The sequence below is a fragment of the Exiguobacterium sp. GL_137 genome (genome assembly GCF_057834585.1).
The window spans coordinates 2,700,972-2,726,685 of sequence record NZ_CM174406.1 but is presented as its reverse complement, the minus strand read 5'-3'; the positions used below and the strand labels follow the sequence as shown (position 1 = coordinate 2,726,685).

General features: G+C 48.4%; 29 protein-coding genes, 1 pseudogene and 2 riboswitches. Of the genes and pseudogenes, 16 read left to right on the top strand and 14 right to left on the bottom strand.

Going from position 1 to position 25,714, the window contains the following annotated elements:
* Window positions 1–18: 18 nt before the first annotated feature.
* Entirely contained in the window at window positions 19–1,371 is a 1,353-nt protein-coding gene (gene mgtE / locus AC3IRK_RS14140) for a magnesium transporter (protein WP_131502445.1), read from the top strand.
* A gap of 71 nt (window positions 1,372–1,442) precedes the next feature.
* Here the strand turns inward: mgtE and AC3IRK_RS14135 are convergent, their stop codons facing one another.
* The 5 genes and pseudogenes from AC3IRK_RS14135 to AC3IRK_RS14115 all read right to left on the bottom strand — a co-directional run bounded on the left by AC3IRK_RS14135 (window position 1,443) and on the right by AC3IRK_RS14115 (window position 5,336).
* Entirely contained in the window at window positions 1,443–3,011 is a 1,569-nt protein-coding gene (locus AC3IRK_RS14135; RefSeq protein WP_131972039.1) for a glycosyltransferase, read from the bottom strand.
* Window positions 3,012–3,117: 106 nt separating this feature from the next.
* Window positions 3,118–3,750, bottom strand: coding sequence for a hypothetical protein (locus AC3IRK_RS14130; RefSeq protein ID WP_131502443.1), 633 nt, complete (start codon window positions 3,748–3,750; stop codon window positions 3,118–3,120).
* A gap of 14 nt (window positions 3,751–3,764) precedes the next feature.
* On the bottom strand, window positions 3,765–4,091 hold the full coding sequence (locus AC3IRK_RS14125; RefSeq protein ID WP_071500571.1) for a potassium channel family protein: 327 nt from the start codon (window positions 4,089–4,091) through the stop codon (window positions 3,765–3,767).
* Window positions 4,088–4,441, bottom strand: a pseudogene (locus AC3IRK_RS14120) (GGDEF domain-containing protein); the annotation flags it as partial. The pseudogene AC3IRK_RS14120 and the gene AC3IRK_RS14125, both read right to left, overlap by 4 nt.
* A gap of 55 nt (window positions 4,442–4,496) precedes the next feature.
* The gene (locus AC3IRK_RS14115) at window positions 4,497–5,336 is read right to left on the bottom strand and encodes an SDR family NAD(P)-dependent oxidoreductase (RefSeq protein ID WP_131502442.1); all 840 of its coding nucleotides are present in this window, start codon (window positions 5,334–5,336) and stop codon (window positions 4,497–4,499) included.
* Window positions 5,337–5,467: 131 nt separating this feature from the next.
* Between AC3IRK_RS14115 and AC3IRK_RS14110 the strand changes: the two genes are divergently transcribed.
* The 3 genes from AC3IRK_RS14110 to AC3IRK_RS14100 are packed head-to-tail and all read left to right on the top strand — an operon-like array spanning window position 5,468 to window position 7,715.
* Window positions 5,468–6,229, top strand: a complete 762-nt coding sequence (locus AC3IRK_RS14110; RefSeq protein WP_214855847.1) for a DeoR/GlpR family DNA-binding transcription regulator — start codon at window positions 5,468–5,470, stop codon at window positions 6,227–6,229.
* Entirely contained in the window at window positions 6,226–7,266 is a 1,041-nt protein-coding gene (locus AC3IRK_RS14105; RefSeq protein WP_489170128.1) for a Gfo/Idh/MocA family oxidoreductase, read from the top strand. The genes AC3IRK_RS14110 and AC3IRK_RS14105 overlap by 4 nt, the downstream gene beginning before the upstream one ends.
* Window positions 7,263–7,715 carry a heme-degrading domain-containing protein gene (locus tag AC3IRK_RS14100; RefSeq protein WP_188004810.1) on the top strand — a complete coding sequence of 151 codons (453 nt, stop codon included), beginning with the start codon at window positions 7,263–7,265 and terminating at the stop codon, window positions 7,713–7,715. Before AC3IRK_RS14105 ends, AC3IRK_RS14100 begins: the two co-directional genes overlap by 4 nt.
* A gap of 57 nt (window positions 7,716–7,772) precedes the next feature.
* Here AC3IRK_RS14100 and AC3IRK_RS14095 read toward each other — a convergent pair whose 3' ends face one another.
* The 4 genes from AC3IRK_RS14095 to AC3IRK_RS14080 all read right to left on the bottom strand — a co-directional run bounded on the left by AC3IRK_RS14095 (window position 7,773) and on the right by AC3IRK_RS14080 (window position 9,568).
* Complete coding sequence (locus AC3IRK_RS14095; protein ID WP_188004809.1) at window positions 7,773–8,252, bottom strand: DMT family transporter; 480 nt, start codon at window positions 8,250–8,252, stop codon at window positions 7,773–7,775.
* Between the two features lie 13 nt (window positions 8,253–8,265).
* Window positions 8,266–8,694: a DMT family transporter gene (locus tag AC3IRK_RS14090; protein WP_188004808.1), complete on the bottom strand. Its 429-nt coding sequence runs from the start codon at window positions 8,692–8,694 to the stop codon at window positions 8,266–8,268.
* Between the two features lie 70 nt (window positions 8,695–8,764).
* Entirely contained in the window at window positions 8,765–9,082 is a 318-nt protein-coding gene (locus AC3IRK_RS14085; protein ID WP_114597294.1) for an ArsR/SmtB family transcription factor, read from the bottom strand.
* Between the two features lie 36 nt (window positions 9,083–9,118).
* Window positions 9,119–9,568, bottom strand: a complete 450-nt coding sequence (locus AC3IRK_RS14080; RefSeq protein WP_131972051.1) for a GNAT family N-acetyltransferase — start codon at window positions 9,566–9,568, stop codon at window positions 9,119–9,121.
* A gap of 170 nt (window positions 9,569–9,738) precedes the next feature.
* Between AC3IRK_RS14080 and rpoE the strand changes: the two genes are divergently transcribed.
* Window positions 9,739–10,263 (top strand): DNA-directed RNA polymerase subunit delta, encoded by a 525-nt coding sequence (gene rpoE, locus AC3IRK_RS14075; RefSeq protein WP_131502435.1) that lies wholly within the window; start codon window positions 9,739–9,741, stop codon window positions 10,261–10,263.
* A gap of 254 nt (window positions 10,264–10,517) precedes the next feature.
* Window positions 10,518–12,113: a CTP synthase gene (pyrG, locus tag AC3IRK_RS14070; RefSeq protein ID WP_131502434.1), complete on the top strand. Its 1,596-nt coding sequence runs from the start codon at window positions 10,518–10,520 to the stop codon at window positions 12,111–12,113.
* An 80-nt stretch (window positions 12,114–12,193) separates the two neighbouring features.
* Here the strand turns inward: pyrG and AC3IRK_RS14065 are convergent, their stop codons facing one another.
* The gene (locus AC3IRK_RS14065; RefSeq protein WP_131502433.1) at window positions 12,194–12,703 is read right to left on the bottom strand and encodes a DUF2529 family protein; all 510 of its coding nucleotides are present in this window, start codon (window positions 12,701–12,703) and stop codon (window positions 12,194–12,196) included.
* 93 nt (window positions 12,704–12,796) lie between these two features.
* Here AC3IRK_RS14065 and AC3IRK_RS14060 point away from each other — a divergent pair, with 93 nt between their 5' ends.
* From AC3IRK_RS14060 to glpX, 5 genes are all read left to right on the top strand, one after another.
* Window positions 12,797–13,171: a response regulator gene (locus AC3IRK_RS14060; protein ID WP_026827306.1), complete on the top strand. Its 375-nt coding sequence runs from the start codon at window positions 12,797–12,799 to the stop codon at window positions 13,169–13,171.
* A gap of 132 nt (window positions 13,172–13,303) precedes the next feature.
* On the top strand, window positions 13,304–14,158 hold the full coding sequence (gene fba / locus AC3IRK_RS14055; protein WP_026827307.1) for a class II fructose-1,6-bisphosphate aldolase: 855 nt from the start codon (window positions 13,304–13,306) through the stop codon (window positions 14,156–14,158).
* A 164-nt stretch (window positions 14,159–14,322) separates the two neighbouring features.
* Window positions 14,323–14,970, top strand: a complete 648-nt coding sequence (gene fsa, locus AC3IRK_RS14050; protein WP_012371594.1) for a fructose-6-phosphate aldolase — start codon at window positions 14,323–14,325, stop codon at window positions 14,968–14,970.
* Between the two features lie 27 nt (window positions 14,971–14,997).
* Window positions 14,998–16,245 (top strand): UDP-N-acetylglucosamine 1-carboxyvinyltransferase, encoded by a 1,248-nt coding sequence (gene murA, locus AC3IRK_RS14045; protein WP_489170127.1) that lies wholly within the window; start codon window positions 14,998–15,000, stop codon window positions 16,243–16,245.
* A 31-nt stretch (window positions 16,246–16,276) separates the two neighbouring features.
* Window positions 16,277–17,242: a class II fructose-bisphosphatase gene (glpX, locus tag AC3IRK_RS14040; protein ID WP_114597299.1), complete on the top strand. Its 966-nt coding sequence runs from the start codon at window positions 16,277–16,279 to the stop codon at window positions 17,240–17,242.
* Window positions 17,243–17,888: 646 nt separating this feature from the next.
* On the opposite strand, the gene AC3IRK_RS14035 is transcribed toward glpX, so the two are convergent.
* Together AC3IRK_RS14035 and AC3IRK_RS14030 are read right to left on the bottom strand one after the other, a co-directional pair.
* Window positions 17,889–18,275 (bottom strand): SDR family NAD(P)-dependent oxidoreductase, encoded by a 387-nt coding sequence (locus AC3IRK_RS14035; protein WP_489170733.1) that lies wholly within the window; start codon window positions 18,273–18,275, stop codon window positions 17,889–17,891.
* Between the two features lie 72 nt (window positions 18,276–18,347).
* Complete coding sequence (locus tag AC3IRK_RS14030) at window positions 18,348–19,031, bottom strand: C40 family peptidase (RefSeq protein ID WP_131502430.1); 684 nt, start codon at window positions 19,029–19,031, stop codon at window positions 18,348–18,350.
* A gap of 360 nt (window positions 19,032–19,391) precedes the next feature.
* On the opposite strand from AC3IRK_RS14030, the gene rho reads away from it, so the two are divergent.
* Entirely contained in the window at window positions 19,392–20,756 is a 1,365-nt protein-coding gene (gene rho, locus AC3IRK_RS14025; RefSeq protein WP_131502429.1) for a transcription termination factor Rho, read from the top strand.
* A 97-nt stretch (window positions 20,757–20,853) separates the two neighbouring features.
* Entirely contained in the window at window positions 20,854–21,099 is a 246-nt protein-coding gene (locus AC3IRK_RS14020; RefSeq protein WP_012371588.1) for a type B 50S ribosomal protein L31, read from the top strand.
* 35 nt (window positions 21,100–21,134) lie between these two features.
* Here the strand turns inward: AC3IRK_RS14020 and AC3IRK_RS14015 are convergent, their stop codons facing one another.
* Entirely contained in the window at window positions 21,135–21,785 is a 651-nt protein-coding gene (locus AC3IRK_RS14015) for a DedA family protein (RefSeq protein WP_131502428.1), read from the bottom strand.
* Window positions 21,786–21,962: 177 nt separating this feature from the next.
* Here AC3IRK_RS14015 and AC3IRK_RS14010 point away from each other — a divergent pair, with 177 nt between their 5' ends.
* Entirely contained in the window at window positions 21,963–22,583 is a 621-nt protein-coding gene (locus AC3IRK_RS14010; RefSeq protein ID WP_131502427.1) for a thymidine kinase, read from the top strand.
* A gap of 67 nt (window positions 22,584–22,650) precedes the next feature.
* On the opposite strand, the gene AC3IRK_RS14005 is transcribed toward AC3IRK_RS14010, so the two are convergent.
* Window positions 22,651–23,409: an alpha/beta hydrolase gene (locus tag AC3IRK_RS14005; RefSeq protein ID WP_489170126.1), complete on the bottom strand. Its 759-nt coding sequence runs from the start codon at window positions 23,407–23,409 to the stop codon at window positions 22,651–22,653.
* A gap of 62 nt (window positions 23,410–23,471) precedes the next feature.
* Window positions 23,472–23,575, bottom strand: a riboswitch (SAM riboswitch).
* 249 nt (window positions 23,576–23,824) lie between these two features.
* A riboswitch (SAM riboswitch) is annotated at window positions 23,825–23,928 on the top strand.
* An 86-nt stretch (window positions 23,929–24,014) separates the two neighbouring features.
* Between AC3IRK_RS14005 and AC3IRK_RS14000 the strand changes: the two genes are divergently transcribed.
* Window positions 24,015–25,046, top strand: a complete 1,032-nt coding sequence (locus AC3IRK_RS14000) for a methionine ABC transporter ATP-binding protein (protein ID WP_489170125.1) — start codon at window positions 24,015–24,017, stop codon at window positions 25,044–25,046.
* Window positions 25,036–25,686 (top strand): methionine ABC transporter permease, encoded by a 651-nt coding sequence (locus tag AC3IRK_RS13995; RefSeq protein WP_489170124.1) that lies wholly within the window; start codon window positions 25,036–25,038, stop codon window positions 25,684–25,686. Before AC3IRK_RS14000 ends, AC3IRK_RS13995 begins: the two co-directional genes overlap by 11 nt.
* Window positions 25,687–25,714 lie beyond the last annotated feature (28 nt).

The window sequence follows — 25,714 nt, the reverse complement described above, 5'->3', positions numbered from 1 at the left end:
AAACGCGGGGGTGAGAGGATGAGTCAGTCAGAGGAACAACAATGGAAGTTGCTGTTACTTGAGGCATTGGTAAAAGAGCGGCGTGAAGATGCGCAGCAAGTGATTGAAGAAGTCTATCCATACGATTTAGCGAACTGGTATGGTGAGCTCGGTGCGACGGAGCAAGAACGGCTCCTCCGTTATCTCGATCATGAGCGTTTGGCAGACGTCATCGAGGAACTTGAACTTGAACAGCAACTCGAGGTGTTACGACGCCTTGATGTCGAGCATGCCGGTCATGTGATGGACTTGATGGAAAATGATGATTTGGCGGACATACTGGAAGAATTACCAAAAGAAGAAGTCGACCGATTGTTGTCCGGCATGCGTCAGGATGAGGCACTTGTCGTCCGCAATTTATTGACGTACCCGGCAGAGACAGCAGGCCGCCTGATGACGAACCGGTTCATCTGGGTAACGGAGGAGTCGACGATTGGCGAGACGATCGAGAAGATGCGGGACTATATCGAATACTCGGAGACAATCAATTACGTCTATGTCGTCAATCAGCTGAGTCAGCTCGTCGGCGTCATCTCGTACCGTGATTTGATTCTCGCGAGTAACGACGAGCGGATTGCGGACGTCATGGACCGAAAAGTGATCAGCGTCTCGTCCGAGACCGATCAGGAAGATGTCGCGAAAATGTTTGAACGCTACGACTTAGTTTCGTTGCCGGTCGTCGAAGGGGACGTCCTCGTCGGATTGATTACGGTCGATGATGCCCTCGACGTCTTACGGGAAGAAGCCAACGAAGACATCGAGAAGTTATCCGCGTCCGGTAAATCGATTGATTTTGATACGAAGCCCTGGGTGGCCGCGACCCGGCGTCTGCCGTGGTTGATTTTGTTATTATTCATTGGACTGGTTTCCGGATCAATCATCAGCCAGTTTGAGGAAACCTTGTCAAAAGTCGTCGCGTTGGCATTCTTCATGCCGATGATTGCCGGGATGACCGGAAATACCGGGACGCAGTCGCTCGCTGTCGTCGTTCGTGGTTTGATTACGCGTGAAGTCGACAAAAAAGTTGTCACCCGGCTGATTCTCCGGGAGTTACGTGTCGGTCTGATCATTGGTGTGACATGTGGAATCTTGATTGCCATCATCGCCTATGTCTGGCAAGGGGATCCGATTCTTGGTCTCGTCGTCGGCAGTTCACTGATTATCACGTTGATTTTCGGGACATTGGCCGGAACGATCATCCCGTTGATTTTGCATCGTCTGAACATCGACCCGGCGATTGCATCCGGTCCGCTCATCACGACGCTGAACGATATCCTGTCGTTGCTCGTCTATTTCGGGATTGCGACAGCCTTTATCAGCCGTTTGATGTAACACAAAAAAAGTATCGTTTCGCCGGATCTCAACAGATTCGGCAGAACGATACTTTTTTTATCGACTGGAAATCAGTCGGTCTGGGCATCAAGTGTCTCTAACAAGTTCACCCAACGCGTTTCATAGTGTTGATCCGAGAACGGTTCAAGTGCTTTAGCGGCACGTGATCCCATCAGTTGTCGGGCATCGGGATGTGTCATCAAGTCGATTGCGGCTTCGGCGAACTTGGCCGTATCTCGTTTAGGAATGAGACGTCCCGTCACCCGGTCCTCGATGATTTCCGCCGGACCGTAACAAATATCGTAAGCAATGACCGGAATACCATAGCTCATGCTCTCAAGAATTGCCATCCCAAACCCTTCTGATTGTGAGGTGAAGAGCGTTGCGACGGCACCGGCATACGCTTCCCGCATATCGGTGACGAATCCTTTGAAATGGATGTGATCGGTCAAAGCCAATTCCTTGATCAATGCCAAAAGATCTTTTTCGAGTTGGTCGTTATAACCAAACCCATAAAAATCAAGGAAAGCGTTTGGATTGTGATCGACGATCCGGCGCATCGCCCGAACGCTTTCTGCGACATCTTTTTTGACTTGAATCCGTGATACGACGACAAACCGATTCGGATTGACGGGATCAACAAGTTCGCCCGAGGCTGTGTTCGTAAACGCATGAGGGATGGAATGGAACAGGGACGCGTGACCAAACTGCTGTTTCATATGGTCGGCCTGTCGGGATGTCGCTGTAATGACAGCACTCCACTCATCAATCCGTTTGAACAAAGTATTCCAGACACCACTGACTGTGGCGGTTTCATCAAAAGGTGAGACAAAGTGGTTACTGTGTCCAAACGCAACTTTTCGGATGTTTGGATGATTGACGTTAAGCACGACGGCATCTAAATTCTGTTTCGGTAAGTTCGGCAGACGGTCCCGGAATTCGGACGACAGCATGACGGCCGGATATTGCCCCAACAAACGATTGAGCGCAAAGGTATAAAAAGCAGCAGGGTCATTGAATTGGAGCTGTTCGTTTTTTCCGAAATAGAACAGATGACTCCAGTCCACGGAATTCATCTTGTGCCAAAGCGTTAAATAACAGGTACCGTTACCGTGAAGAAACTGGCGTGAGACAGGTTTGTTCGTCGTCGTGGAATAATGAATGATTTGGAACAGTTGTCCGTTTTCCAAATATTCTTCCCGTTTCAGACGATGACGTGTCTCTGAGAAGTAATCAATGAAAAGAAGGCGATCCATCGCATCAAAACGAAGATACTGAACGTACACTCCGTTGTCGAAAACACGATAGGAGTCGTTTTCTGTCCGGCTGGCGTCATCAAAGACGACGAATTGCCGGTTCAGTTGTTTCAAGAGACGAGTTTTCGTCTGCTTTTCGTTTGCCTTCTGCTGTCCTAATGTATGGATCAGGTTCGTGACCTGGACATTCGGATTTAGAAGGTCAAGCTGTATCATCTCTTCTCGGATGCTGTCGATTTGTGTCTGCAATCCAATCGTCAGGAGGTGGACTGAGCGGTCCGGTTCGGCAGCCGCAATCGTATTCGCCCGCTTGATGACGGCTTTGACGAGACCGCCGCGTTTGGTTCCCAGTGTATTCAATGTGAAAAAAGTAGTTCTTTTCATAGGTATATCAGCTAACGGACATATGGAATATGTGGTTAGCCTTCACCTCCTTTCTTTTCCCTATAGCATAACATCCTAAAAATAGGACGTGAGTAAAAGAACATGTTCAACGCATCCAGACGGCGAGTGGACCGATATCATCAAACCCGGCTTCAAGTGCCGTAATCAATTGGTCGCCATACTCATAGCCGACGAGGTGTTGTCCCGGAAAGTGAGCGGAACTGAGGCGAATGATGTCATCCCACAGCCGTTCATCGAGATAGTCGGATGTCAGATGCGACAGTCCGGTCGTTTGACCGTTGGAATAGGCAATGAAACCGGCCTGTTGGGCATCAGAAAAGAAGAGCCGGACATCTGTTCGTTCGAATAACGTATCCGGCAAGTCATGCGTTTCGATGAGGGCGAAGAAACGTGCCGCGTCCTCGGAAGTCGTCACGACGGTCCAGTCTGCCGGAAGTGCGCGCCGGTCGAGAATCGGCGGACGGACGATCCATTCCGCTGTGAACAGATGTGTCAGTCCCGCAAGTGAAAAATCATAGCTGGCGGTACAGTCCTTGATACTCATGACGCCAGTCAGATCGAGCTGCTGTTGATGCGCCCGGACCATCATTTCCGGATAGAGCGGCGGGACGTTACCTGTCGCTTTCCAACTGTCGAGTGTTTCCGTGACGGTACATCCGTTCAGTTCACAAATCAGGCGACACCAATCGAAGTTATTTTGAATGGCTGCTTGCCGCATCCCGACATCTCCTTTCAGTCTTCCTGTTCCTTGATTAAGACATAGGCGAGTGTGGCAATCAACGTAAGGAATAAACCACATCCGATTGTAATATAAGCCATCGTAAAGACTTTCCCGAGTGTCGTGACAGGAGCAAACGTCGGATGCCCGACCGTGCTAAGCGTCGTGATACAAAAATACAGCGCATCGATGACGGTTAAATTTTCCTGAGTGCTGTAAAAAATCGTTCCGGACAGCAATGTCAACAGACAAAGGATCAATAGACCACGGAAATATGATAACTGGAAAGCATGGCGTAATCCTTTGAATAACCGTGAAAAAATCGCAAGCATCGAAATCATCGTGTGCCTCCTTCGGACGGTCGCTGGACCGAATAGAGTGTATCATGAATCCGGTATCCGTTTTTACCATTGTATTTGATATGATACATGGCCTGATCGGCATGATGAATCAGTGTATCCAAACTGATGCCATGGTCCGGTGTTTGATTCTGCAGTAGCAAAAAGAATTCATCGCCGCCGACGCGGGCAGCGAAACCGAGTGGTTCAACGGTCTGTTCGAGCAACCGGGTTAAGTGAATCAAAAAGGCATCGCCGATTTGATGGCCGTACGTATCATTGATGCCTTTGCAACCATCCAGGTCAACGACGACGACCATGATACTGTCTTGTTTGAGAATCGCTTGCCCGGTCCGTTCATAAAAAGAAGAAAAGGACGAATCTGATTTATTTTGAAGAAAAGGGGAATCAGTCTAAATTTAGCGTCAGCTGCCGGGTTTTGATCGTCCCGATAAGACCGGACGGATCGTTTCCGGTTTTATGGGCAACAAACGCTTCATCTTCCGGTGCCGTCCGAACACGCAACGGCTTTTCATCGGCTTGGACGAGTTCAAAAATCAACTCGGCAATCGTTTCCGGCGACTGGCGCTCGGCGTGTCGGACGCGGTACGTCCGTAAATAACTTTCGACGATCGGTTTGAAATCATCGTCATGAAGACCACCTGTCTGCTCCAAACGATCGAGGACGTTTGCCGTGAAGTTCGTCTCGACGGCAGCCGGTTCGATTAATGTGACGTCGATCGAGAAAAACGGTTTGTAGTAAGTGGCGAGGCTTTCGAACAAACCTTCGAGTGCAAACTTGCTGGCACAATAGATTTCGTTCATCGGCTGGCCGACCAGTCCGCTGATGCTCGAGGTGGCTAATAGATGACTGCCGTTCGGAGCGGCCTTCAGGAGCGGCAGACAACATTCAATCGTCCGCATGACCCCAAACACGTTGATATCGAACAATTGATTGATTTCATAACTCGTCGCTTGTCCAAGCGCCCGTAACAATCCCTGACCGGCATTACAAAATAAAGCATTCAAGTGACCAACTTCCTGCTCGATGACGGAAACGGCCTGTTTTAGACTCGCGAGATCAGTTACATCGACTTCAAGAAAATGCAGATGCGGTAAGGCGGCTTGTTCCAGTGCTGGTGTCAGTTCACGTGTACCGGCATACACTGTCCATCCTTCTTCAGCAAAACGTGTCGCCGTCGCGAAGCCGATTCCGGACGAGGCACCGGTGATGAAAATCGTACGCATGTGTCATTCCTCCTCTTGAATTCCTGGTTATACCGTTCTTTACCCGAATTCACTGAAGTTATTTTACGTTAAAATTGCATATTTTAATCAAAAAACTTAAAATAAAGAAAAAGAACGGGAGGACAGGCAACATGGCGCAACAGGATCGACTTCAACAAATGCGGGAATGGATCAAGACGGCACCTGAAATTTCACTCGATCAGTTGATGGAGGCGTACCGCATTTCGCGTGATACGGCCCGGCGTGATTTGATTCAACTGGAGCGGGAAGGAAAAATCATCCGGGTCAAAAACGGTTTGATCCGTGTCGGGACGAATACGACGGTTCAGTACGACCGGCGGACCGAACAGCCGGAAAAAAATCGGATTGCCAAACGTGCTGTTCAGTATATTCAACCGCAGCAAAAAATCATTCTTGATGCGGCATCGACCGTTGCCCGGATGACGGTTCATCTGCCGGCAGAACCACTCCAAATCATTACGAATGCACTGGCGATCGTCGAACAACTCGAAGCCCGTCCGGAAATCGATTTGTATGTGGCCGGAGGGAAGTTGGACCGGCATGCACGCAGTCTCGTCGGTATTAAAACGGCGGATGATATTTTGAACTATCAGGTCGATCGTGTGTTTCTTGGTGCATGTGGGCTGACGGAACAAGGGATATTCGCTGAAAACCTGGAAGAAGCAATCGTGAAAAAGGCGATGATCCGGAGTGGTGCGGAAATTATTGTACTGGCGGATCATACGAAGTTCGAGAAACGATTTCTGCACAAGGTCTGTGATCTTGACCACATCGATGTCCTGATTACGGATGAACGACCGCCTGAACAGTGGCAGGCCTGGTTGCACGAAGCCGATGTCTTACTGGAAATAGCAGAGGAGGAACAAACATGACGACGATTCAAACGACACTGGTCGGATTCGGATTTTCAGCCGTAACGTTTCATGCTCCCTTGATTCAAGCGTTACCCGAATATACGATCCGGCAAGTCGTATCAAGCCAAAAGGATAAAGTGGCAACCGTGTTCCCGGAAGCAAAGGTAATCGGGACACTCGAAGAAGCATTACAAGATGAACAGACGGAACTTGTCATCATCACGACTCCGACAGCTTTACATTTTGAGATGGCGAAACAAGCCATCGAAGCTAAAAAACATGTCCTGCTCGAAAAACCGGCGGTCGTGACGATGGAAGAAGCGATAGAACTGCAACGTCTCGCGACGCGTCACGGCGTCCATGTCGCCGTCTATCAAAACCGGCGGTACGACGGCGATTTTCTGACGGTGGAACAATTGATCGAGATGAATGAGATCGGGGATTGGCAATTGTTCGAATCACGGTTTGACCGGTATCGTCCGGTCGTCCGGGATCGTTGGCGGGAAAAGCCGGGACCGGGTTCGGGTATTTTGTTTGATCTCGGTTCCCACCTGATTGATCAGGCGCTTGCTTTATTCGGTGAACCGGATGCTGTGGTCGGAGATGTCTTATTCCAGCGTGACGGGGCGGAGACGGATGACGGATTCCACATCACGTTATTTTACGGGAAACGCCGGGTCATCTTGCGGTCCAATTCCTTTATCCAAGGATCACCCCCGCGATTTGAGTTGCACGCCACACGCGGAAGTTATATTAAATACGGCATGGATCCGCAGGAAGCGCGCCTTGCGTCAGGACAAGCCGTCGATGCCTCAATCGGTCAAGAGGAAACCGCCGACTTTGGATATCTGAAGATTGCCGATCATCCGGCCGAGCGGTTGGCGACACTTTCGGGCAACTACCTTGGTTTTTACAAAGCGCTTGCTGCAGGGCTGAAGACGGGTGACGTACCGGTTGATTTGACGGATGCCCTCAAGACGATGCAACTCATCGAGGCTGTTCGCTTGAGCAGTGAGACGGGACGCAAAATCTTCCGGAAGGAATGGGATCAATGAAACTGACCGAATTGTTGGCGCAAGAAGAGACACTGACATTACGTCAGTTTACGAATCAAGATGCACTGCATGCCGGACAGTACGTCATCGACCGGGCTTTGCGGGAGCAACTCAGCGTCGCTGTCGAGCTGAAACGGAACGGACAACGGTTGTTTTATGCAGCACTGGACGGGACGGCACCCGATCAGGAAGAATGGATCCGGCGAAAATCGAACGTCGTCCTCCGGCACGGACACAGCTCACTCTACATGCGGTTGTATAATGAAGCGAAACAGCGTGCGTATCATACGATGTATGCCGTCGATCCGGCGGACTATGTGGATGCCGGCGGGTCATTCCCGATCCGCGTCACAGGAGTCGGTGTCATCGGAACGATTACCGTATCGGGTTTGTCACAGGAAGCCGACCATCAGCTGGCGGTTGATGCATTAGCCTTTTTAAAAAAGTAAGTAGACGAAAAACCGGGAGTGCCTTCGAGTTGAAGACACTCCCGGTTTTGTATGGTCTCAAGAAGCCATCGAGTCGGAAGCGGGTGCCTCGACACGTCGCTTGTTCCCGCGATAGATAAAGAACAAGGCGGCCAACATGAACAGAAGACCGGAAAAACGTTTAAGGTCAAACGCCACTTCGACGCCACCGAATGTCCCGAAGTGATCCAGCACCATTCCGGCCGATAACTGTCCGATGACGGTTGCGATGCTCGCTGCCGTGACCCCGATTTTCGGAACAGCGAGAATGGTCAGGAACAGATAGCTGACACCAAACCAGACGGCACTGAGCTGCCAGCGGGGGGCGTCAAGAATCAACAGGACATCTCCTTGTCCGAAAAAGAGGACGGCGAGTGCAAGCAGGAGCATCCCTGTGAAAAAAGTTAAAAATGTACTTTCCAGTGCGCCGGCTTTTTGACCGAAGGCACCGTTGATTGAAGACTGGGCACTGAGGAGAATTCCTCCAAGCAGTGTCATCCCGAGTAATGCGATATTCATCAAGTTTCCTCCTTTAGAAAATCAAAAATAGCGCAATGACCATCAGGCCGGATGCGATTAATTTGTCTTTGTTGATGGCGACGCGGGGACTGCCGAGCCAGCCTTTATGTTCAATGACCATGCTGGCAATCATCTGACCGATGATGACACTGATCATGGCGAGTCCGACACCGACAAGCGGGATGCTGATGATCAGGATCGTTAAATAGATGCTCCCGAGTAATCCGCCCAGCAACGTCCATTTGGGTGCCTTGAATGTATAACCGAGCGAACCTTTTCCGAAAAAGAGCGTGATGATGCCGATGATGATTGTACCGGCAAAGAAATTATAAAAACTGCTTTCGAGTTTTCCGATGCTGTTGCCAAGTTCCCCGTAGATGGCACCTTCGATACTGAGCGCGATTCCGGCGAGGAGAGCCAACAGGTAATAAATGAATTTCAAAATCCGTTCCTTCTTTCTTTTTTAAATCTATATATCGGGAATTGTCGATACATGAACAAAGGAAAACCCTTTAGAGTTCTCCTTTTAGATACTCTGCCAGCTCTTTGATCTTTTCTTCATTTCGACGGTAATACGTCCACTTGCCGTGCCGTTCGGATTCGAGCAATCCGACTTTTTGTAACATCGCCAAGTACTGGGATACCGTGGATTGGGACAAGTTCGCCTTCTCCTGGATATCACCAACACAGACGCCTCCTTTTTCAGCGAGATTCGTTGACAAGTGAGCAGCCGGTTTGTTGAAATGAGTCTCTGGATCCTTGAGCCAGCGTAAGATGTCGAGACGGACTTCGTTCGACAACGCTTTAAACAGATCTACTTGTTGTGTCATGCCATCAATCTAATCGATACTTCTCGATATGTCAATTCATCGGTTTGAGTTGGCGAAGGATGTTTTATCAATGGTGTGCGTGATTTTTTCGCCGGAAACGAGTTGAAATCCGAGCCCTTGATAAAAGGGATCGGCCTGTTCGCTGTAGAGGACTAACCGATCATACGTCAAAAATGCTTCAGACATGATTTTTTCCAGTAAGGCAGTCCCGATGCCGTGCGACCGGGCTTCCGGCAATACATAGACGTGGCGGATCCGACCCGTTCCGGATTGACCGGATTGCTTCATATATCCCCCGCAGGCGAGGACTTGATTGTTCGTCGAAAGGACGACGAACATCGCTTCCCCGTCTTTTTGAAACGATTCCTCCCGGCGGTTCCGTAACATCCGCTCGACCAGTTGGAATCCTTCCTGGGAACTTTTAGCGAGCAACGGAAGCCAGTTATATCCATCGAAATCATTAACCCGTTCGATTGTCATGTCCATCCGTGATTCCTCCTTCTTTTCTTTTGGATTATTCCTTTTTCGACGCTGTCAAAAACCCGATTTTCTTTTTTGATGAATCTTTTTTTGCGAGGGACTGGATTTTTAAAAGCCCTTTTGCGTATAATGAGAAGTAATGGATTGAACGCAAATGAAAGGAAGTGGCCGTCACAATGAGCCTCAGCCGTTTAAGTAAAGAAGAAATTACTGATCTTTCACTGATTAACTTCGTCAATGAAATGCTGCAAGAAGCGGGCGAACAGCCTATTACTTTCGATGACATCATTAAAGAAATCGAAAAATTCCATACGTTTAAAAATGAAGAGGATAAGTTCGAGAAACTTGCCCAACTCTATACGGACATGAACATCGATGGGAACTTCGTTAACGTCGGAGCTAACCGTTGGTCGCTTCGTGCATGGTACCCGTTCGATAAATCGGATGAGGATTTGGTTATCGAAGCCCGTCAACGTGGTGAACTCGATGAGTTCGAAGAAGAGTTCAACTATGATGCGGAAGAAGATGAGTTCGAGACGATTGAAGATGATCTCGATACATTCGCGAAAACTGCTGATTACGATGCAGCAGACGACAGCGAAGAAGACACATTCAAAAAAGTTGCGGTCATTGATGACCTTGAAGACGATTTGGATGAAGAAGACCTCGAAGATTTCGAGGAAGATGACGAAGAAGTTTAACAACCGCAACCTGCCATTTTTGAACATGAAAATGGTAGTTTTTTCGTTGACGGCTGACACAAGTGTGTGTGATTTTTTTCTTTAAAAAATCTGCTTGACGAAGTTTTCGGAATGACGTAAGTTAGTCATGGGCTTCTTTAAGCAACGTGCTTAATTTCAGCAAAAGTGTCTCCTGTGAATGGGGGCACTTTTGCTTTTTTATTTTTTAACGACCTCTGACAGATTTCTGGACTCGAGAAGGGAGCAATTTAATCATGACAAAGTATATTTTCGTAACCGGTGGGGTAGTATCTTCACTCGGTAAAGGGATCACGGCAGCATCACTCGCCCGTCTCTTGAAAAACCGTGGCCTCAACGTCACGATCCAAAAATTCGACCCGTACATCAACATCGACCCGGGGACAATGAGCCCGTACCAGCACGGGGAAGTATTCGTCACGGATGATGGCGCTGAAACCGATCTTGACCTTGGTCACTACGAACGGTTCATCGACATCAATCTCAGCCAGAATGCGAACGTGACATCCGGCCGGATTTACTCGACCGTTCTTAAAAAAGAACGTCGCGGTGATTACAACGGTGGAACGGTTCAGGTCATTCCGCACATCACGAATGAAATCAAAGATCGTGTCTTCCGTGCCGGGAAAGAAACAGGCGCAGATGTCGTCATCACAGAGATTGGCGGAACAGTAGGGGATATCGAATCGCTTCCGTTCATCGAAGCCATTCGTCAGGTGAAAAACGATATCGGAAAAGAGAACGTCATGTACGTTCACTGTACGCTCGTTCCGTATCTTGCAGCTGCTGGCGAGCTGAAGACAAAACCGACACAACACAGTGTCAAAGAACTCCGCAGCTACGGCATTCAGCCGGATATCATCGTGCTTCGTGCCGAGCATGATGTACCGCAAGAAATGAAAGATAAAATTGCCCTCTTCTGTGATACACGTCCGGAAGCCGTCATCGAAGCGAAGGATGCATCGACACTGTATGAAGTACCGCTTAACTTACAACGTCAAGGCATGGACCAGCTCGTCTGTGACTACTTCAAGTTCGATACACCGGTTGCTGATATGACAGCATGGAAGCAACTCGTTCACACCGTGACACACCTCGAGAAGAAAACGAAAATCGCACTTGTCGGGAAGTACGTTGAATTGCGTGATGCGTACATTTCGGTTGCAGAAGCTTTGAAGCATGCTGGTTTTGCTTTTAACAGCGACATCGAAATCGACTGGATCAATGCAGAAGATGTCACACGTGACAACGTTCAGGAACTGCTTGGCTCAGCAAACGGAATCCTTGTTCCGGGCGGATTCGGAGAGCGTGGAATCGAAGGGAAAATCGAAGCAACACGTTTTGCCCGTGAAAACAATGTACCGTTCTTCGGAATTTGTCTCGGTATGCAACTGGCGACAGTTGAGTTCGCGCGCAACGTCTTGAACTTAAAAGGTGCCCACTCGGCAGAAATCGATCCGGCGACACCGTATCCGATCATCGACTTGCTTCCGGAGCAAAAAGACATCGAGGATCTCGGAGGAACACTTCGTCTTGGTCTGTATCCATGTAAGCTCGAAGACGGTTCAAAAGCACGTGCCGCGTATTCAAGCGAACTCGTGTACGAGCGTCACCGTCACCGTTACGAGTTCGGTAACGAATTCCGTGAACAGTTCGAAGCAAACGGTATGATCTTCTCCGGTACAAGCCCGGATGGTCGTCTCGTTGAAATCATCGAGATTCCAGAACACAAATGGTTCGTCGCATGTCAGTTCCACCCGGAATTGATTTCGCGTCCGGAGCGTCCGCAAGCCTTATTCCATGACTTCATCCAAGCATCACTTGGTGAGTAAGAAATTTAGCGAACGGCTAAACAACCCTGTTTCCAAATTGGAGACAGGGTTGTTTAGTTTATTACTATAGAAGAAAAGCCTCATTCCCACTCTTCCGTCATCTCCTGTAATTGCGTCAAAATGTGCGTTAACAAGAAGGCACCAAGCGCGAGACTCGGCAATCCGTGACGGGAACCGTCCTCAGCCGGAAGCAGCCCTTTATCGAATTTCAAGGCAAGCGGAGCAATCGAACGTTCGAGTGTTTCGGTCACGTCGCCGAGCGTGATGATCGAATACGGCGTGTGCCAGGCATCATAGCGGGCAAGCGACGCGAGCAGATCGGAACGTTCCGTATCCGGTGTAAAAATCAACACGCGGTCGACCGCATGGAGGGTTTTATGATCCTTAATTTTCGAGACACGTTTCATCTGGTCCGGACCGTCTGACAACATTGGATACAGTCCTTCAAACTCGCCGTAGGCATCGAGATAGACTTTTCCTTGACCGACGAGTGCCTGGGCAAGCAGCCGGACGACATCGAACAATTCGTCTTCCTGTTTTGTAAGCGTTTGTAGTTTCCCATTGAATTGTGTCGCTAAAATTTTCAGCATTTCTAACATCCTTTCTAAATTTCTCACACACACAGTATATAGCAAGTTTTGCTTTCATGTAGAATGGAAATAACTAGAGGAGGAGTGTGGGAGATGAAAGGAAGATTACTCATCGCGGAAGATGAACCGGGGATTCGGAATTTACTGGCACAATTGTTTCGGGCGCAAGGATATACGACCGATGTCGCTGTCGATGGTCTTGAGACGATCGAACGGCTGAAAGAAACGGAATACGACTTATTATTGATGGATGTCAATATGCCGGGCCGAACCGGTCTTGAAGTATTGCGCCATCAGGACGAGGTCGGACGACGGATCCGGACGATTCTGATGACTGCTTTGGACGAAACAGAAGCGATGGAAGAAGCGAAACGACTCGGTGTCGTCGCCTTCTTCGGAAAGCCGTTTGACATCTTTGAATTAAAAAAAGAAGTGACTGTGCAAATTTCGAACGATGTAAGCGGTTAATCCTTCACGTCGTCGTCACAATCCTAAATTCGGAGTGAAATGCTGTACGTTCCGGTGAATCAGTGTGTTATAATCAGTCTGAAAATGCACGTTTACGTGAAAGTAGCGATCAAAACAGAGGAGGATGTCATTATGCCATTAGTATCTATGACAGACATGTTAAACAAAGCTCTCGAAGGTAAGTACGCAGTAGGTCAATTCAACATCAACAACCTCGAGTGGACTCAAGCAGTACTCGGTGCGGCTCAAGAAGAGCAGTCGCCGGTTATTCTTGGAGTATCTGAAGGTGCAGCACGTCACATGGGCGGATTCTACACAGTTGTTAAAATGGTAGAAGGTCTCGTTCACGACATGAAAGTAACAGTTCCTGTTGCAATCCACCTCGACCACGGTTCGAGCGTTGAAAAATGTAAAGAAGCGATCGACGCTGGATTTACATCTGTAATGATCGACGATTCACATAGCCCGATCGACACAAACATCGAAACAACAAAAGCTGTTGTTGAGTATGCGCATTCGAAGGGTGTTTCAGTCGAAGCGGAAGTTGGTACAGTTGGCGGACAAGAAGACGACGTCATCGGTGATGTCATGTACGCGAAACTTGACGACTGCGTTCGTATCGTCAAAGAAACTGGAATTGACACGCTTGCTCCTGCGCTCGGTTCTGTTCACGGACCATACAAAGGTGAACCAAACCTTGGTTTCGCTGAAATGGAAGAAATCCGTAACGCAACAGACCTTCCACTCGTTCTTCACGGTGGAACAGGAATCCCGACACACGATATCGAAAAAGCAATTTCGCTTGGTACTTCGAAAATCAACGTCAACACGGAAAACCAAATTTCGTTCGCGAAAGTGGTTCGTGAAGTCTTGGCTGAGAAACCAGAAGCATATGACCCACGCGTATTCATCGCACCAGGTCGCGAAGCAATCAAACAAACAGTCATCGGTAAGATGCGTGAGTTCGGTTCAAGCAACAAAGCTTAATTTTCCATGCCTAAAGCACGATAGACACTCGTCTATCGTGCTTTTTTTCATCTAAATCAGCAGATTGTTTTGGAAAACGTTAGGACTTCTCGGCGAAAAAATTTATAATAGAAGAGTAAGCGATTTCAAGGGATATTTTAAGGAATGAAAGGGGAAAGAGAGAGATGAGATTTTTTATCGACACAGCAAACGTAGAGGATATTAAAAAAGCACATAAAATGGGGATTTTGGACGGGGTCACCACAAACCCGTCACTCGTCGCGAAAGAAGGCGTCGATTTCCATACACGACTGCGCGAAATTTGTGAAATCGTCGGAGACGTCTCCGTCAGTGCCGAAGTCATTGCGCTTGATGCAGAAGGAATGATTCGGGAAGGGAAGGAACTTGCTCAGATTGCACCGAACATTACGGTAAAGGTTCCGATGACACCGGCAGGACTGGAAGCCGTCGCAGCTCTTTCAAAAGAAAACATCACGACGAACGTCACATTGATCTTCAACCCGAACCAGGCCTTACTCGCGGCACGTGCCGGTGCGACATATGTATCACCGTTCCTCGGTCGTCTGGATGATATCGGTCAAGATGGAATGGGACTGGTCGAGACGATTGCTCAAATCTTCGTCATTCATGATATTCCGACACAAATCATCGCGGCTTCTGTCCGTAATCCGGTGCACGTCACGAATGCGGCACTCGCTGGAGCTGACATCGCGACGATTCCGCTCAATGTCATTGAGTCACTGACGCAACACCCGTTAACGACACAGGGAATCGAACGTTTCCTTGCTGACTGGGAAAAAGCGCAGCAATAACAGATTGTAGAGAAAGGTTGATGGAATGTGGACATTTTGCATATCGTAGGACAACAACGTCTTGAAGGAACCGTCATGATCAGTGGATCGAAACAGAGTGCGATTCCGTGTCTCGCGGCAGCATTACTGACCGATCAACAGGTCATTCTTGAGGGGGTACCGGACATTGGCGACGTTGCGACGATGATCCAGATCATTGAGATCCTTGGAGCCGTCGTAACACGTCAAGGCGATATGGTGACGATTGACCCGAGTCATGTCGAACCGATGCCGCTCACAGGGACAGATACACGAAAATTACGTGGATCGATTTATCTGATGAGTGTCCTCGCGGCGCGATTCAAACAGGGGGTCGTCGGTCTGCCCGGTGGTTATGCCATCGGTCCTCGGCCGATTGATTTACACATCAAGGCACTGGAACGACTTGGTGTCGCGATGCGAAATGAACAAGGGGTTTACTACATGCATGTCGAAGAGTTGAAGGGAAACCGGATTTATTTGGACCTTCCTTCATTCGGTGCGACAATCAGTGCTTTACTGGTAGCAGTCATGGCGGAAGGAACGACGGTCATTGAAAATGCAGCGTGTGATCCGGAAGTCATCGACGTCAGTACGATGTTGACGAATATGGGTGCGAGTGTCAAAGGTGCAGGGACCGATGAGATTCGAATCAAAGGCGTCAAGACGCTTCAAGGATGCCGCCATACCTTGATTCCGGACCGGATGGAAGCAGGTACGTTCCTGGCAATGGGAGCAGTCCTCGGCCGTGTGACGGTGGATAATGTCATTCCGTTACATCTTGAAAGCATCATTCAAAAGCTGGAACGGTTCGGGGCCAACATCGAGTTGGCGGATGATTCGGTCACAGCATCCATCGATATGGCGAAACCGATCGATATTCGTGTTTTTCACTACGGCGGCTTTCCGAGCGATCTTCAACCGATCATCTCGGCTGTCCTGTTGAAACCGAAAGGCGCGAGTGTCGTCGTCGATAAGCTGTATCCTCAACGTTTCCGGCATGTCCAGGAGATGCGGCGGTTGAATGCACGAATTACACACGAAGACGCTTCGATCATCATCCGTGGTGGTGAAGCGTTACGTGGTACGGAAATTGAAGCTCATGATCCGCGCGGTGCAGCGGCCCTCGTGTTAAGTGGAATGCTTGCTTCCGGTGAAACGTCATTACACCATGCAGAAGTACTTGATCAAAGCTATGAACAGTTCGTCGAGAAGTTAAAAGGACTCGGAGCTCTTGTTTGGCGCGAAACGGTTTAAGGTTTTCAGTTAGGGAGAGGGGATTATACACATGGAGAGAAGTTTATCAATGGAACTCGTACGCGTAACGGAGGCAGCAGCACTGGCTTCGGCACGCTGGATGGGGAAGGGCTTGAAAAACGAGGCAGATGACGCAGCAACAAGCGCCATGCGTGATGTATTTGATACGATCCCGATGAAAGGAACGGTCGTCATCGGCGAAGGGGAAATGGATGAGGCACCGATGCTTTATATCGGTGAGAAACTCGGAAATGGATACGGACCACGTCTTGACGTCGCCGTCGATCCGCTCGAAGGCACGAACATCGTCGCTAAAGGAACATGGGGCGCACTCGCAGTTCTTGCGGTCGCCGATGCGGGAGACTTATTACATGCACCGGATATGTACATGGATAAGATTGCTGTCGGACCGGAAGCAGCAGGACACGTCAGCCTGGATGCGACGATTGAAGAAAACATCGCGGCCGTCGCAAAAGCGAAAAATAAAGAAATCGAAGACGTCGTCGTCTCGATTCTTGACCGGGAACGTCATGAAGAAATCATTCAACGGATTCGGGCAACAGGGGCACGGATTCGTCTGATTGGGGACGGAGATGTCGCAGCAGCCATCAATACGGCTTTCCCGCACACAGGGATTGATATTCTGCTCGGTTCAGGCGGGGCGCCGGAAGGTGTTCTGGCAGCCGTTGCATTAAAATGTCTCGGCGGAGAACTTCAAGGCCGGCTCTTACCTGCAGATGAAGCGGAAGTCGCACGATGCAAGAAGATGGGGATTGAAGATCCGTCGAAAATCCTCATGATGGATGACCTTGTCACGGGAGATGACTGCATCTTCGCAGCAACCGGTGTCACGGACAGCGAGTTGATGAAAGGTGTTCAGTTCACGGCACAAGGCGGTCAAACGCACTCGGTCGTCATGCGTGCGAAGTCGGGAACAGTTCGTTTCGTTGAAGGAATTCACTCGTTCAAGAAAAAACCGAAGCTCGTTATTAAGTAATTGGGATGACAGGCTTATCCAAAAGAATCTACGTTTTCTTCACCCGCTTTCCTCGGGCGAGACACAAGCCGCGCCTACTTTGTCCAAATGGACAAGTAGTAGGGTCTTGTTTGTCTCTGACAGCGCGGAACACCGCGCTTTTTCCCGTCGGAGTCGAGTGAAGAACGTAATTCTTTTCGAAAAGGGAATGCAGTTTGATGCTGTATACGAGTCATGATTCAAAAAATGAATGGAGGGAGGTAGATTTTCGGTATTTAATCCGGAAATCTGCTTCTTTTTTCTTTTTGTACAAGAAATAAGAGCATTTGTATGAGGTATCTCAATTACTCACCAAACTGTCGTAAATGAGCATAGAAACAGCCGATGGTCCCATGAAAAGGGATCATCGGCTATTTGATTCCTGTAGAACGGAGACATACATTCTCGACTCCTACGAGAAAAGGAAGCGCGATTAGTGCTTCCGTCAGGGATAGGGAAGACCCGGCAGATTGCATATTAATTCGAGCTGCCGCGGCTTGTCTCCCGCCCGTGGAAAGCGAGGATGTAGGAAACGTTCGTCATGAGAATTGATTTTGGAGTGACTGATGAGTCAGGCTCTGATATCAAATTTATAAAAGTCCAATCGCATGGAAATTATAAAACTGTATTAAAGACTGTGTGTCGGAGCTTGCAATTGGTGTGTCATCTGGACGAGTTTACGACGTGTGAAAAAGCGTGTCATAAAGACATACACTGCATTACTGCGACCGGGGATGACAAGCGTTTTTCCTTTCATGTACCCGGTGAAGGAAAGCTTTGCAACTGTATTGGCATTCATGATACCCGGTCGTTTAAACAATCCGGATGTCGCAAGATCGGCTGTTTTAGCGAAATCTGTATACGTGGCGCCCGGACAAACAGCTGTCACTTGAATATTGTAACAGGCAAGCTCATCAGCTAAAGCTTCTGAAAAATTGAGGACGTACGCTTTTGTTGCATAGTAGACGCTCATGAAAGGACCGCCGTGGAAAGAAGAGGTCGAAGCAATCTGAATGATCCGTCCTCCTTATGTAATAGGGTAGAAAAAAAGCGATCGAGCCGATGCTCAACCGCTTGGTTTGTTCAATTATAGGTATGAACCCGCGCCGACAAGGCGTGAACCCCAGTAACCTGATTTGAAGCTTGAGTACTTAACGCCACCTGTTTCTGAGTTCACCATGCTTGTTTTGCTTGTTGCCATACCGACGTGTTGAATGCCGCTACCGTGTGAGAAGAAAACAAGATCTCCAGGTTGAACGTTTGAGACACTTACTTTTCTAGAAGAAGAATATTGTGAAGAAGACGTACGTGGCAATGTTTTGCCCGCTGCTTTTTTGTAGACGTAGCTTGTGAAACCAGAGCAGTCAAATCCACGAGTTGTCGTTCCGCCCCATACATAAGGAGTTCCTTTATGTTTAGCTGCTTCGCTTAGAAGGCGTGTACGTGTTGAAGATGAAGTTGTTGATTTTTTAGCCGTTGAAGTAGAAGACTTGTATGTTTTCGTATACTGTGTAGAAACATAACGTGTTTTTCCACCGTATGAAATTTTAGTCCAGCTGCCTGATTTACCTTTGTATGTAAATGTTTGGCCTGCGTTTACTTTACCAACGATGCTTGCTTTTGTAGAAGGACCCGTCCGAACACGTAATCCGCTGTCTGTGATTTTAACTTTCGTTACTGTAGAAGCTGCCTCAACCTTATCTGTTCCCACTGATGCAAATCCTGAAACCACTAATGCTGCCGTTGCGACCGATGCTAGAAAACGTTTCATATGTGAAATCCTCCATGTCATTTTAAAGTAGTTTTGAAAACCGAGTTATATGATGTATCTCATTAAGTGTTTGTTTAAGCAGTTTGCCTTACAACTGTGTAAGTTTTTCTCTGCACGATTATCTTAGCATGCGGAGACATGAAAACGTTTTTTCAGTTCCGCTACAAAACATGACGTTTTTGTAACATAACTGCAATAATATACTCGAATATTACAAAGAAGAAATTCCCATTTCTTAAATCACGACGAAATGGATGAAATGTGATACCTTTAATTCACGAAGAATATACAACATGATCATCGCACCATGATGATTACATCCTTTGCTCCTGAATTTATACGAAGAATAGGTGAATGCATATGCCAACTGAAAAAACTGACAAACCAGAACGTTCCTATACACTCGCTCAACTCAGCAACCTGACATTAAAAGATTTATATGAGATTGCAAAAACAAAAAACGTACCACAGTACCGAGAGGCGCGTAAGCGTGAATTGATGTTCAAGATTCTTAAAGCGCAAGCAGAGTCCACCGGTCTTTATTTCCTCGAAGGGGTACTCGAAGTTATCCCCGGAAACCCACAAATGCAAAATGATGGCGGCTTCGGCTTCCTTCGTCCTATCAACTATTCGCAATCCTCTGAAGATATCTACATCGCCGCCTCACAAATCCGCCGCTTTAATCTCCGTAACGGAGACGTCGTGACTGGAAAAGTCCGGCCGCCAAAAGAAAATGAACGGTTCCAAGGTCTTTTAAGTGTGGAAGCCGTCAATGGAGAAGCACCGGATACGGCGCGCAATCGTCTGTTCTTCCCGGCATTGACACCGATCTATCCAGATCGTCTGATGCGTCTTGAGACAGAACCGCGTCATTTGTCGGTCCGGGTGATGGATATGATTGCCCCGGTTGGATTTGGCCAACGCGGTTTGATTGTCGCGCCGCCAAAAGCAGGTAAGACTTCTCTATTAAAAGAAATCGCCAATTCGATCCAGGTGAATCATCCGGATGTTGAATTGATTATTCTGTTGATTGACGAACGGCCGGAAGAAGTGACGGACATCGAACGTTCTGTCCCCGGAGCGGATGTCGTCAGTTCAACGTTTGACGAAACACCGGACAACCACGTCCGGATTTCGGAACTTGTCCTTGAGCGGGCGATGCGTCTCGTCGAACATAAAAAAGATGTCGTTATTTTAATGGACTCGATTACACGGTTGACGCGGGCTTATAACTTAACTGTTCCGCAAAGCGGTCGGACATTGTCCGGAGGGATTGACCCGGCAGCCTTCCACAAACCGAAACGCTTTTTCGGTGCCGCCCGGAATATCGAACACGGTGGCAGTCTGACGATTCTTGCGACGGCACTCGTCGAAACCGGTTCACGGATGGATGATGTCATCTATGAAGAGTTTAAAGGAACCGGCAATATGGAACTGCATCTGGACCGGAAATTATCCGAGCGCCGGATCTTCCCGGCCATCGATATCCGGAAATCCGGAACACGGAAAGAAGAGTTGCTGTTACCGCAAGATCAGCTCGATGCCTTGTGGACGATCCGCCGGACGATGAACGAGTCCAATGAGTTCGTCGACAGCTTCTTACGCAAGATTCGGGACACGAAAAATAACGAAGAATTTTTTGTCGAACTGGAGAAAGAAAAGAAGAAACCCGTACGGCGCGCACCTGTTAAACCACGTGTGACGAAAACCGACACAACGACTTGAAAATAGGTATTGCGGGACATGAAAAAATCGTTTAGTATAGGAAGGTAACTTACTCTGGCTCAGCAAATGAACCAGGGCGGAAGGAGAGAAAACAACCATGAAACAAGGAATTCACCCAAACTACAACAAAGTTGTATTTATGGACTCAACTACTGAGTACAAATTCTTGACTGGTTCTACACGTTCTTCGAACGAGACAATCACTTGGGAAGATGGAAACGAGTACCCACTCATCCGTGTGGATGTGTCTTCGGACTCGCACCCATTCTACACTGGTCGTCAAAAGTTCAACGCTGCAGACGGTCGTGTCGATCGCTTCAACAAAAAATACGGCCGCAAGTAATTGCGACTTCAGTATTAAAAAACAGCCTGTCTCCATTACTGGAGCAGGCTGTTTTTGTATAGACAGAACTTGGCACGGTACGCCAAATACGTTTTTAAAACGAAGGATAGACCGATTCCACCGGCAGCACCAATCAGATACGGAAGTGTATCCGGATTGTTCGCAAAATGTTCGAGTAAAAGACTGAAGGAAAAATGACGACCTAGGAAATAACCTGCTCCTAAAAAGACACTGATCCAAATTAAAGCACCGGTATAGGCATAAGTAACGAAGATCCGGAACGGCATTTTCGAGACGCCGGCAAAAAAAGCGGACAGTTGCCGGAGACCGGGTATGTAATAACCGATGATTAAAACCGTTTTTCCGTAACGTAAAAATCCGGCTTCTGCTTTGAAAATATGTTTTTCAGAAATACGTAACTTCGGAGCCATTCGATGGAGCAACGGCATTCCAAGTTTCAGACCGAGCACATAGCTGATTGTCATTCCGATACAACTGCCGGCATAGGCAGCAAAAATTGTCCCGACGAGCGGCAAATCACCATGATGCATCCAGAATCCTGACATGACGAGTAACGTCTCGTCTGGAACCGGAAGACCGACGATTCCACCGGCCAGAAGAATTGCGAGTCCGAACGCTCCATATTGATGGAGGACTTCATGTAATATGTGATGAATCGGAGTCACCTTCCTTCAAAGAAACTTCTCTTTCAGTGTACAGGAAATACATACCAGTTGAAATGAGAAGATGAAGAAAGTGGCGAATTTGGCAAGGGTTTTTGATTTTTAGAAGTCAATCCTTTTTCTCAATTTAGATTCGGGCTATACTCGTTAAAGTGACTAATTTAGAGGACGGTGTTTACGATGATGCATGTGATCAATCAATATGGTTGGATTGAAGTGATTTGCGGAAGTATGTTTTCCGGTAAGTCAGAAGAACTGATCCGTCGTGTCAGACGGGCACAGTATGGAAAGTTACCGGTTCAAGTGTTCAAGCCGGCAATCGATGACCGGTATCATGAAGAGCATGTCGTGTCGCATATCGGCAACTCGGTCATTGCGATTCCGATGGCGACGAGCCGTGATGTCTATGCAGCAGTGGCGGAAGAGACGCAAATCGTCGCGATTGACGAAGTTCAATTTTTTGACGATGAGATTGTCGCAGTCATCGAAGCACTGGCTCAAGATGGCAAACGCGTTATTTGTGCGGGACTCGATCAGGATTTTCGGGCCGAGCCATTCGGCAAGATGCCTGAATTACTGGCACGTGCGGAATTCGTGACGAAATTACAGGCGATTTGTCTGTCATGCGGAGATCCGGCGTCACGGACACAACGATTGATTGACGGGAAGCCGGCAAACTACAATGATCCAATCATTCTCGTCGGGGCGTCTGAATCCTATGAACCGCGTTGCCGTCATTGTCATCAAGTTCCGGGCAAACCGCAACCGTTACAGGAATGGAAAAAACAACAGCAAAATTGAGAATAGACGATTTGAAAAAGTGAACGATTCTTTGGCCTCACGGCCGGGAATCGTTCGCTTTTTTTTATCAACCGGTTCGTGTCAACCGGCTGAACTGTTCGATGAATTGTAAGGTCTCACGGACAATCGTCTTTTGATCATGGTCAAGCGTCGCGACATGGTACGAGTCGAGCAGACAATAACTGCGTTTATCTGTTGACCCAATCGTCCGGTACAAATAATCGGAACAGGCCGGCGGGACGACGTGATCCTCAGAAGAATATAAAATAAGTGTCGGAATTTGAATCGTCGCTAAGTGTAGTCGCGTGTCATCAATGAGTCGTAACAGTTCTGAAGCACAAACGGCGGGGACAAGATCATAGATGATTTCAAAAGCGGGCTGCTTGATATCAGGGGTGCTTTCCGGCAGATAGACAGGACAATCAGTGAAGGATAAGGCTTCGTAAGCAGGGACGGACAAGGCGGCATTGATCGTGATGATTCCTGCAATCGGGAGACCTTCAGCGGCAAGTGACAGGGCAAGTGTCGCCCCCATCGATTGTCCGACGATGAAGATCGATTCGCACCGTCTGGCTAACTGTTCGAAGCCGTCACGCAAGCTCTGTTTCCAGTCATCTGCCGTCGTCGCTTCGAATTCCAGGACATCGGTCCCATGACCGTGCAGGCGAGGCGCATAGACGGAGAAACCTTGTTCTGCGAACTGTTCTCCTACAGCCCGAACGCTTTGCGGCGTTGCGTTAAAACCATGACAGAGCAAAATGCCGACGGATCCGCGTCCTAAGGAAAAGGCTTCCGCACCCGGTATAACAGGATAAACCATACTCATCATCTCGTCCTCCATTTCAAAAATAAAAACCCGTTTGGCTTTGGACGCAAACGAGTTTCTCGTGTGTATCATCCAAAGCAACCGCTTTGCTGGTCGGAGCACCTTGCATAACAGCAGGTTGCCGTGGAGTCCTAGAGCCAGGTCTCTCGTCCACTCTTGATATATCGTATAGGAATTGTCGGATTAATCATTGAGAAGATGATAGCATTGGCGGAAATGAATTGTCAAACCCTCTTGAACAGGCGTCAAAATTCAGACAACGATCCAGTTTGTCCCGGGACAACAATCGATATGGGTCATATGGTTTATTTTTGAAAATATGGTTGACCTTTAAAAGATCTTTCTGTAGTGTAAAAATTAGTTTTACGACATAAGTTCAACCGGCAACAACACACATACGAATTTCATACCGCAACACTTATCCAGAGAGGTGGAGGGACTGGCCCTACGAAACCTCGGCAACAGACTCATTATGAGCACTGTGCCAATTCCATCAGACAATTGTCTGAGAGATGAGTCGAGTGGATTCTGCCATTGTGCGGATCCAGGTCTCTTCTTGTTTCTTAAGAAGAGACCTTTTTTGTATTTTAAAGGGGGAACAAGTGGTGATTACATTCAAAAATGTAAAAAAAATCTATGAAACAAAGGAACAATCGATTGCTGCGCTGAACGGGGTCGATCTTGAAATCCGAAAGGGAGAAATCTTCGGTGTCATCGGTTTCAGTGGAGCCGGTAAAAGTTCCTTATTACGATGCGTCAACCTGCTTGAACGGCCGACATCGGGCAGTGTGACGGTCGATTGCCAAGATTTGACGACGCTCTCGGCGAAACAGTTACGGGAAGCCAAACAACACATCGGGATGATTTTTCAGCACTTCAATCTGCTGGATTCGAATACGGTTTTTGCGAACGTCGCAAAACCCCTTGTCTTAAAAGGTGTCAAAAAAGACGAGGTCCATCGGCGGGTCAATGAACTGCTGGATTTCGTCGACTTGGCGGATAAGGCCGATCATTATCCGGACCAGTTATCGGGCGGACAGAAACAACGGGTCGGGATTGCCCGGGCACTTGCCACCCAGCCGTCCGTCCTGTTGTGTGACGAAGCGACCTCGGCGCTTGATCCGCAGACGACACAACACATATTACGCCTGCTGAAACAAATCAATCAGGAATACGGCATCACGATCTTACTGATTACCCATGAGATGGGTGTCATCCGTGAGATTTGTGACCGGGTTGCCGTCATCGAAGCCGGCAAGTTGATTGAATCAGGTACCGTATTCGACGTCTTTTCGAACCCCCAGACGGCGACGGCAAAAAACTTTGTCCGTTCCGTCATGCAGGATGAGATTCCGGCGTCGGTTCAAAAAGTCATCGATCAACGGGATGCCGGGCACCATATCTACAAAATCAACTTCCTCGGGGCAGGGACCGGACAACCGCTTTTATCGCAAGTCGCGAAACGGTTTGATGTCGACCTCAACATCCTGCACGGCAGCATCGCGGAACTGCAAAACATTCCGTTTGGCAGTCTGCTTGTTGAACTGATCGGTGATGCGGCGGAAATCAAACGGGCACTGCATTACATCGATCAATCGGATGTCGTCGTCGAGGAGGTGCTCGCAGATGCTGGTTAACTATACGGATATTTGGACCGCTTTTTTGCAAACGATGACGATGGTCGGACTGTCGTTACTCTTTTCAACATTGATTGGTTTACCGCTCGGCATCCTGCTTGTCGTGACACGAAAAGGAGCATTGCTCGAACAAATCCCCTTCTTCAATCTCTTAAGCAGTATCGTCAACATCTTCCGGTCCATTCCGTTCATTATTTTGCTCGTCGCGATCATTCCGCTGACCCGCTTGATTGTCGGATCGTCGATCGGGACGCAGGCAGCGATTGTTCCGCTCGTCTTTTATGCGGCACCGTACATCGCCCGCCTGATTGAAAGTTCATTGCTCGAAGTCGACACCGGTGTCTTGGAGGCGGCAGAAGCGATGGGGGCGACACCGCTGCAGACGATTTTCCGTTTCCTCTTGCCGGAAGCCCTCAGCTCGCTTGTCCTGAACCTGACGATTGCGACAATCGGCTTGATCGGGGCATCGGCAATGGCCGGGGCAATCGGCGGCGGGGGACTGGGTGACTTGGCGATCACGTACGGCTACCAACGGTTTGATACGACCGTCATGATCATCACGGTCGGGATTCTCGTCATTTTGGTTCAAGGGTTACAGACAACAGGCAACCTGTTGGCACGAAAAATTCGGAGACACTAAAAAAACATAGAACAGATAAGGGAGAGAT

What these genes read in the sequence shown, in the direction of transcription:
- mgtE (WP_131502445.1), top strand. Translation starts at nt 19, where the DNA reads ATGAGTCAGTCAGAGGAACAACAATGGAAGTTGCTGTTACTTGAGGCA.
- AC3IRK_RS14135 (WP_131972039.1), bottom strand. Translation starts at nt 3,011, where the DNA reads ATGAAAAGAACTACTTTTTTCACATTGAATACACTGGGAACCAAACGC.
- AC3IRK_RS14130 (WP_131502443.1), bottom strand. Translation starts at nt 3,750, where the DNA reads ATGCGGCAAGCAGCCATTCAAAATAACTTCGATTGGTGTCGCCTGATT.
- AC3IRK_RS14125 (WP_071500571.1), bottom strand. Translation starts at nt 4,091, where the DNA reads ATGATTTCGATGCTTGCGATTTTTTCACGGTTATTCAAAGGATTACGC.
- AC3IRK_RS14115 (WP_131502442.1), bottom strand. Translation starts at nt 5,336, where the DNA reads ATGCGTACGATTTTCATCACCGGTGCCTCGTCCGGAATCGGCTTCGCG.
- AC3IRK_RS14110 (WP_214855847.1), top strand. Translation starts at nt 5,468, where the DNA reads ATGGCGCAACAGGATCGACTTCAACAAATGCGGGAATGGATCAAGACG.
- AC3IRK_RS14105 (WP_489170128.1), top strand. Translation starts at nt 6,226, where the DNA reads ATGACGACGATTCAAACGACACTGGTCGGATTCGGATTTTCAGCCGTA.
- AC3IRK_RS14100 (WP_188004810.1), top strand. Translation starts at nt 7,263, where the DNA reads ATGAAACTGACCGAATTGTTGGCGCAAGAAGAGACACTGACATTACGT.
- AC3IRK_RS14095 (WP_188004809.1), bottom strand. Translation starts at nt 8,252, where the DNA reads ATGAATATCGCATTACTCGGGATGACACTGCTTGGAGGAATTCTCCTC.
- AC3IRK_RS14085 (WP_114597294.1), bottom strand. Translation starts at nt 9,082, where the DNA reads ATGACACAACAAGTAGATCTGTTTAAAGCGTTGTCGAACGAAGTCCGT.
- AC3IRK_RS14080 (WP_131972051.1), bottom strand. Translation starts at nt 9,568, where the DNA reads ATGGACATGACAATCGAACGGGTTAATGATTTCGATGGATATAACTGG.
- rpoE (WP_131502435.1), top strand. Translation starts at nt 9,739, where the DNA reads ATGAGCCTCAGCCGTTTAAGTAAAGAAGAAATTACTGATCTTTCACTG.
- pyrG (WP_131502434.1), top strand. Translation starts at nt 10,518, where the DNA reads ATGACAAAGTATATTTTCGTAACCGGTGGGGTAGTATCTTCACTCGGT.
- AC3IRK_RS14065 (WP_131502433.1), bottom strand. Translation starts at nt 12,703, where the DNA reads ATGCTGAAAATTTTAGCGACACAATTCAATGGGAAACTACAAACGCTT.
- AC3IRK_RS14060 (WP_026827306.1), top strand. Translation starts at nt 12,797, where the DNA reads ATGAAAGGAAGATTACTCATCGCGGAAGATGAACCGGGGATTCGGAAT.
- fba (WP_026827307.1), top strand. Translation starts at nt 13,304, where the DNA reads ATGCCATTAGTATCTATGACAGACATGTTAAACAAAGCTCTCGAAGGT.
- fsa (WP_012371594.1), top strand. Translation starts at nt 14,323, where the DNA reads ATGAGATTTTTTATCGACACAGCAAACGTAGAGGATATTAAAAAAGCA.
- glpX (WP_114597299.1), top strand. Translation starts at nt 16,277, where the DNA reads ATGGAGAGAAGTTTATCAATGGAACTCGTACGCGTAACGGAGGCAGCA.
- AC3IRK_RS14030 (WP_131502430.1), bottom strand. Translation starts at nt 19,031, where the DNA reads ATGAAACGTTTTCTAGCATCGGTCGCAACGGCAGCATTAGTGGTTTCA.
- rho (WP_131502429.1), top strand. Translation starts at nt 19,392, where the DNA reads ATGCCAACTGAAAAAACTGACAAACCAGAACGTTCCTATACACTCGCT.
- AC3IRK_RS14020 (WP_012371588.1), top strand. Translation starts at nt 20,854, where the DNA reads ATGAAACAAGGAATTCACCCAAACTACAACAAAGTTGTATTTATGGAC.
- AC3IRK_RS14010 (WP_131502427.1), top strand. Translation starts at nt 21,963, where the DNA reads ATGATGCATGTGATCAATCAATATGGTTGGATTGAAGTGATTTGCGGA.
- AC3IRK_RS14005 (WP_489170126.1), bottom strand. Translation starts at nt 23,409, where the DNA reads ATGAGTATGGTTTATCCTGTTATACCGGGTGCGGAAGCCTTTTCCTTA.
- AC3IRK_RS13995 (WP_489170124.1), top strand. Translation starts at nt 25,036, where the DNA reads ATGCTGGTTAACTATACGGATATTTGGACCGCTTTTTTGCAAACGATG.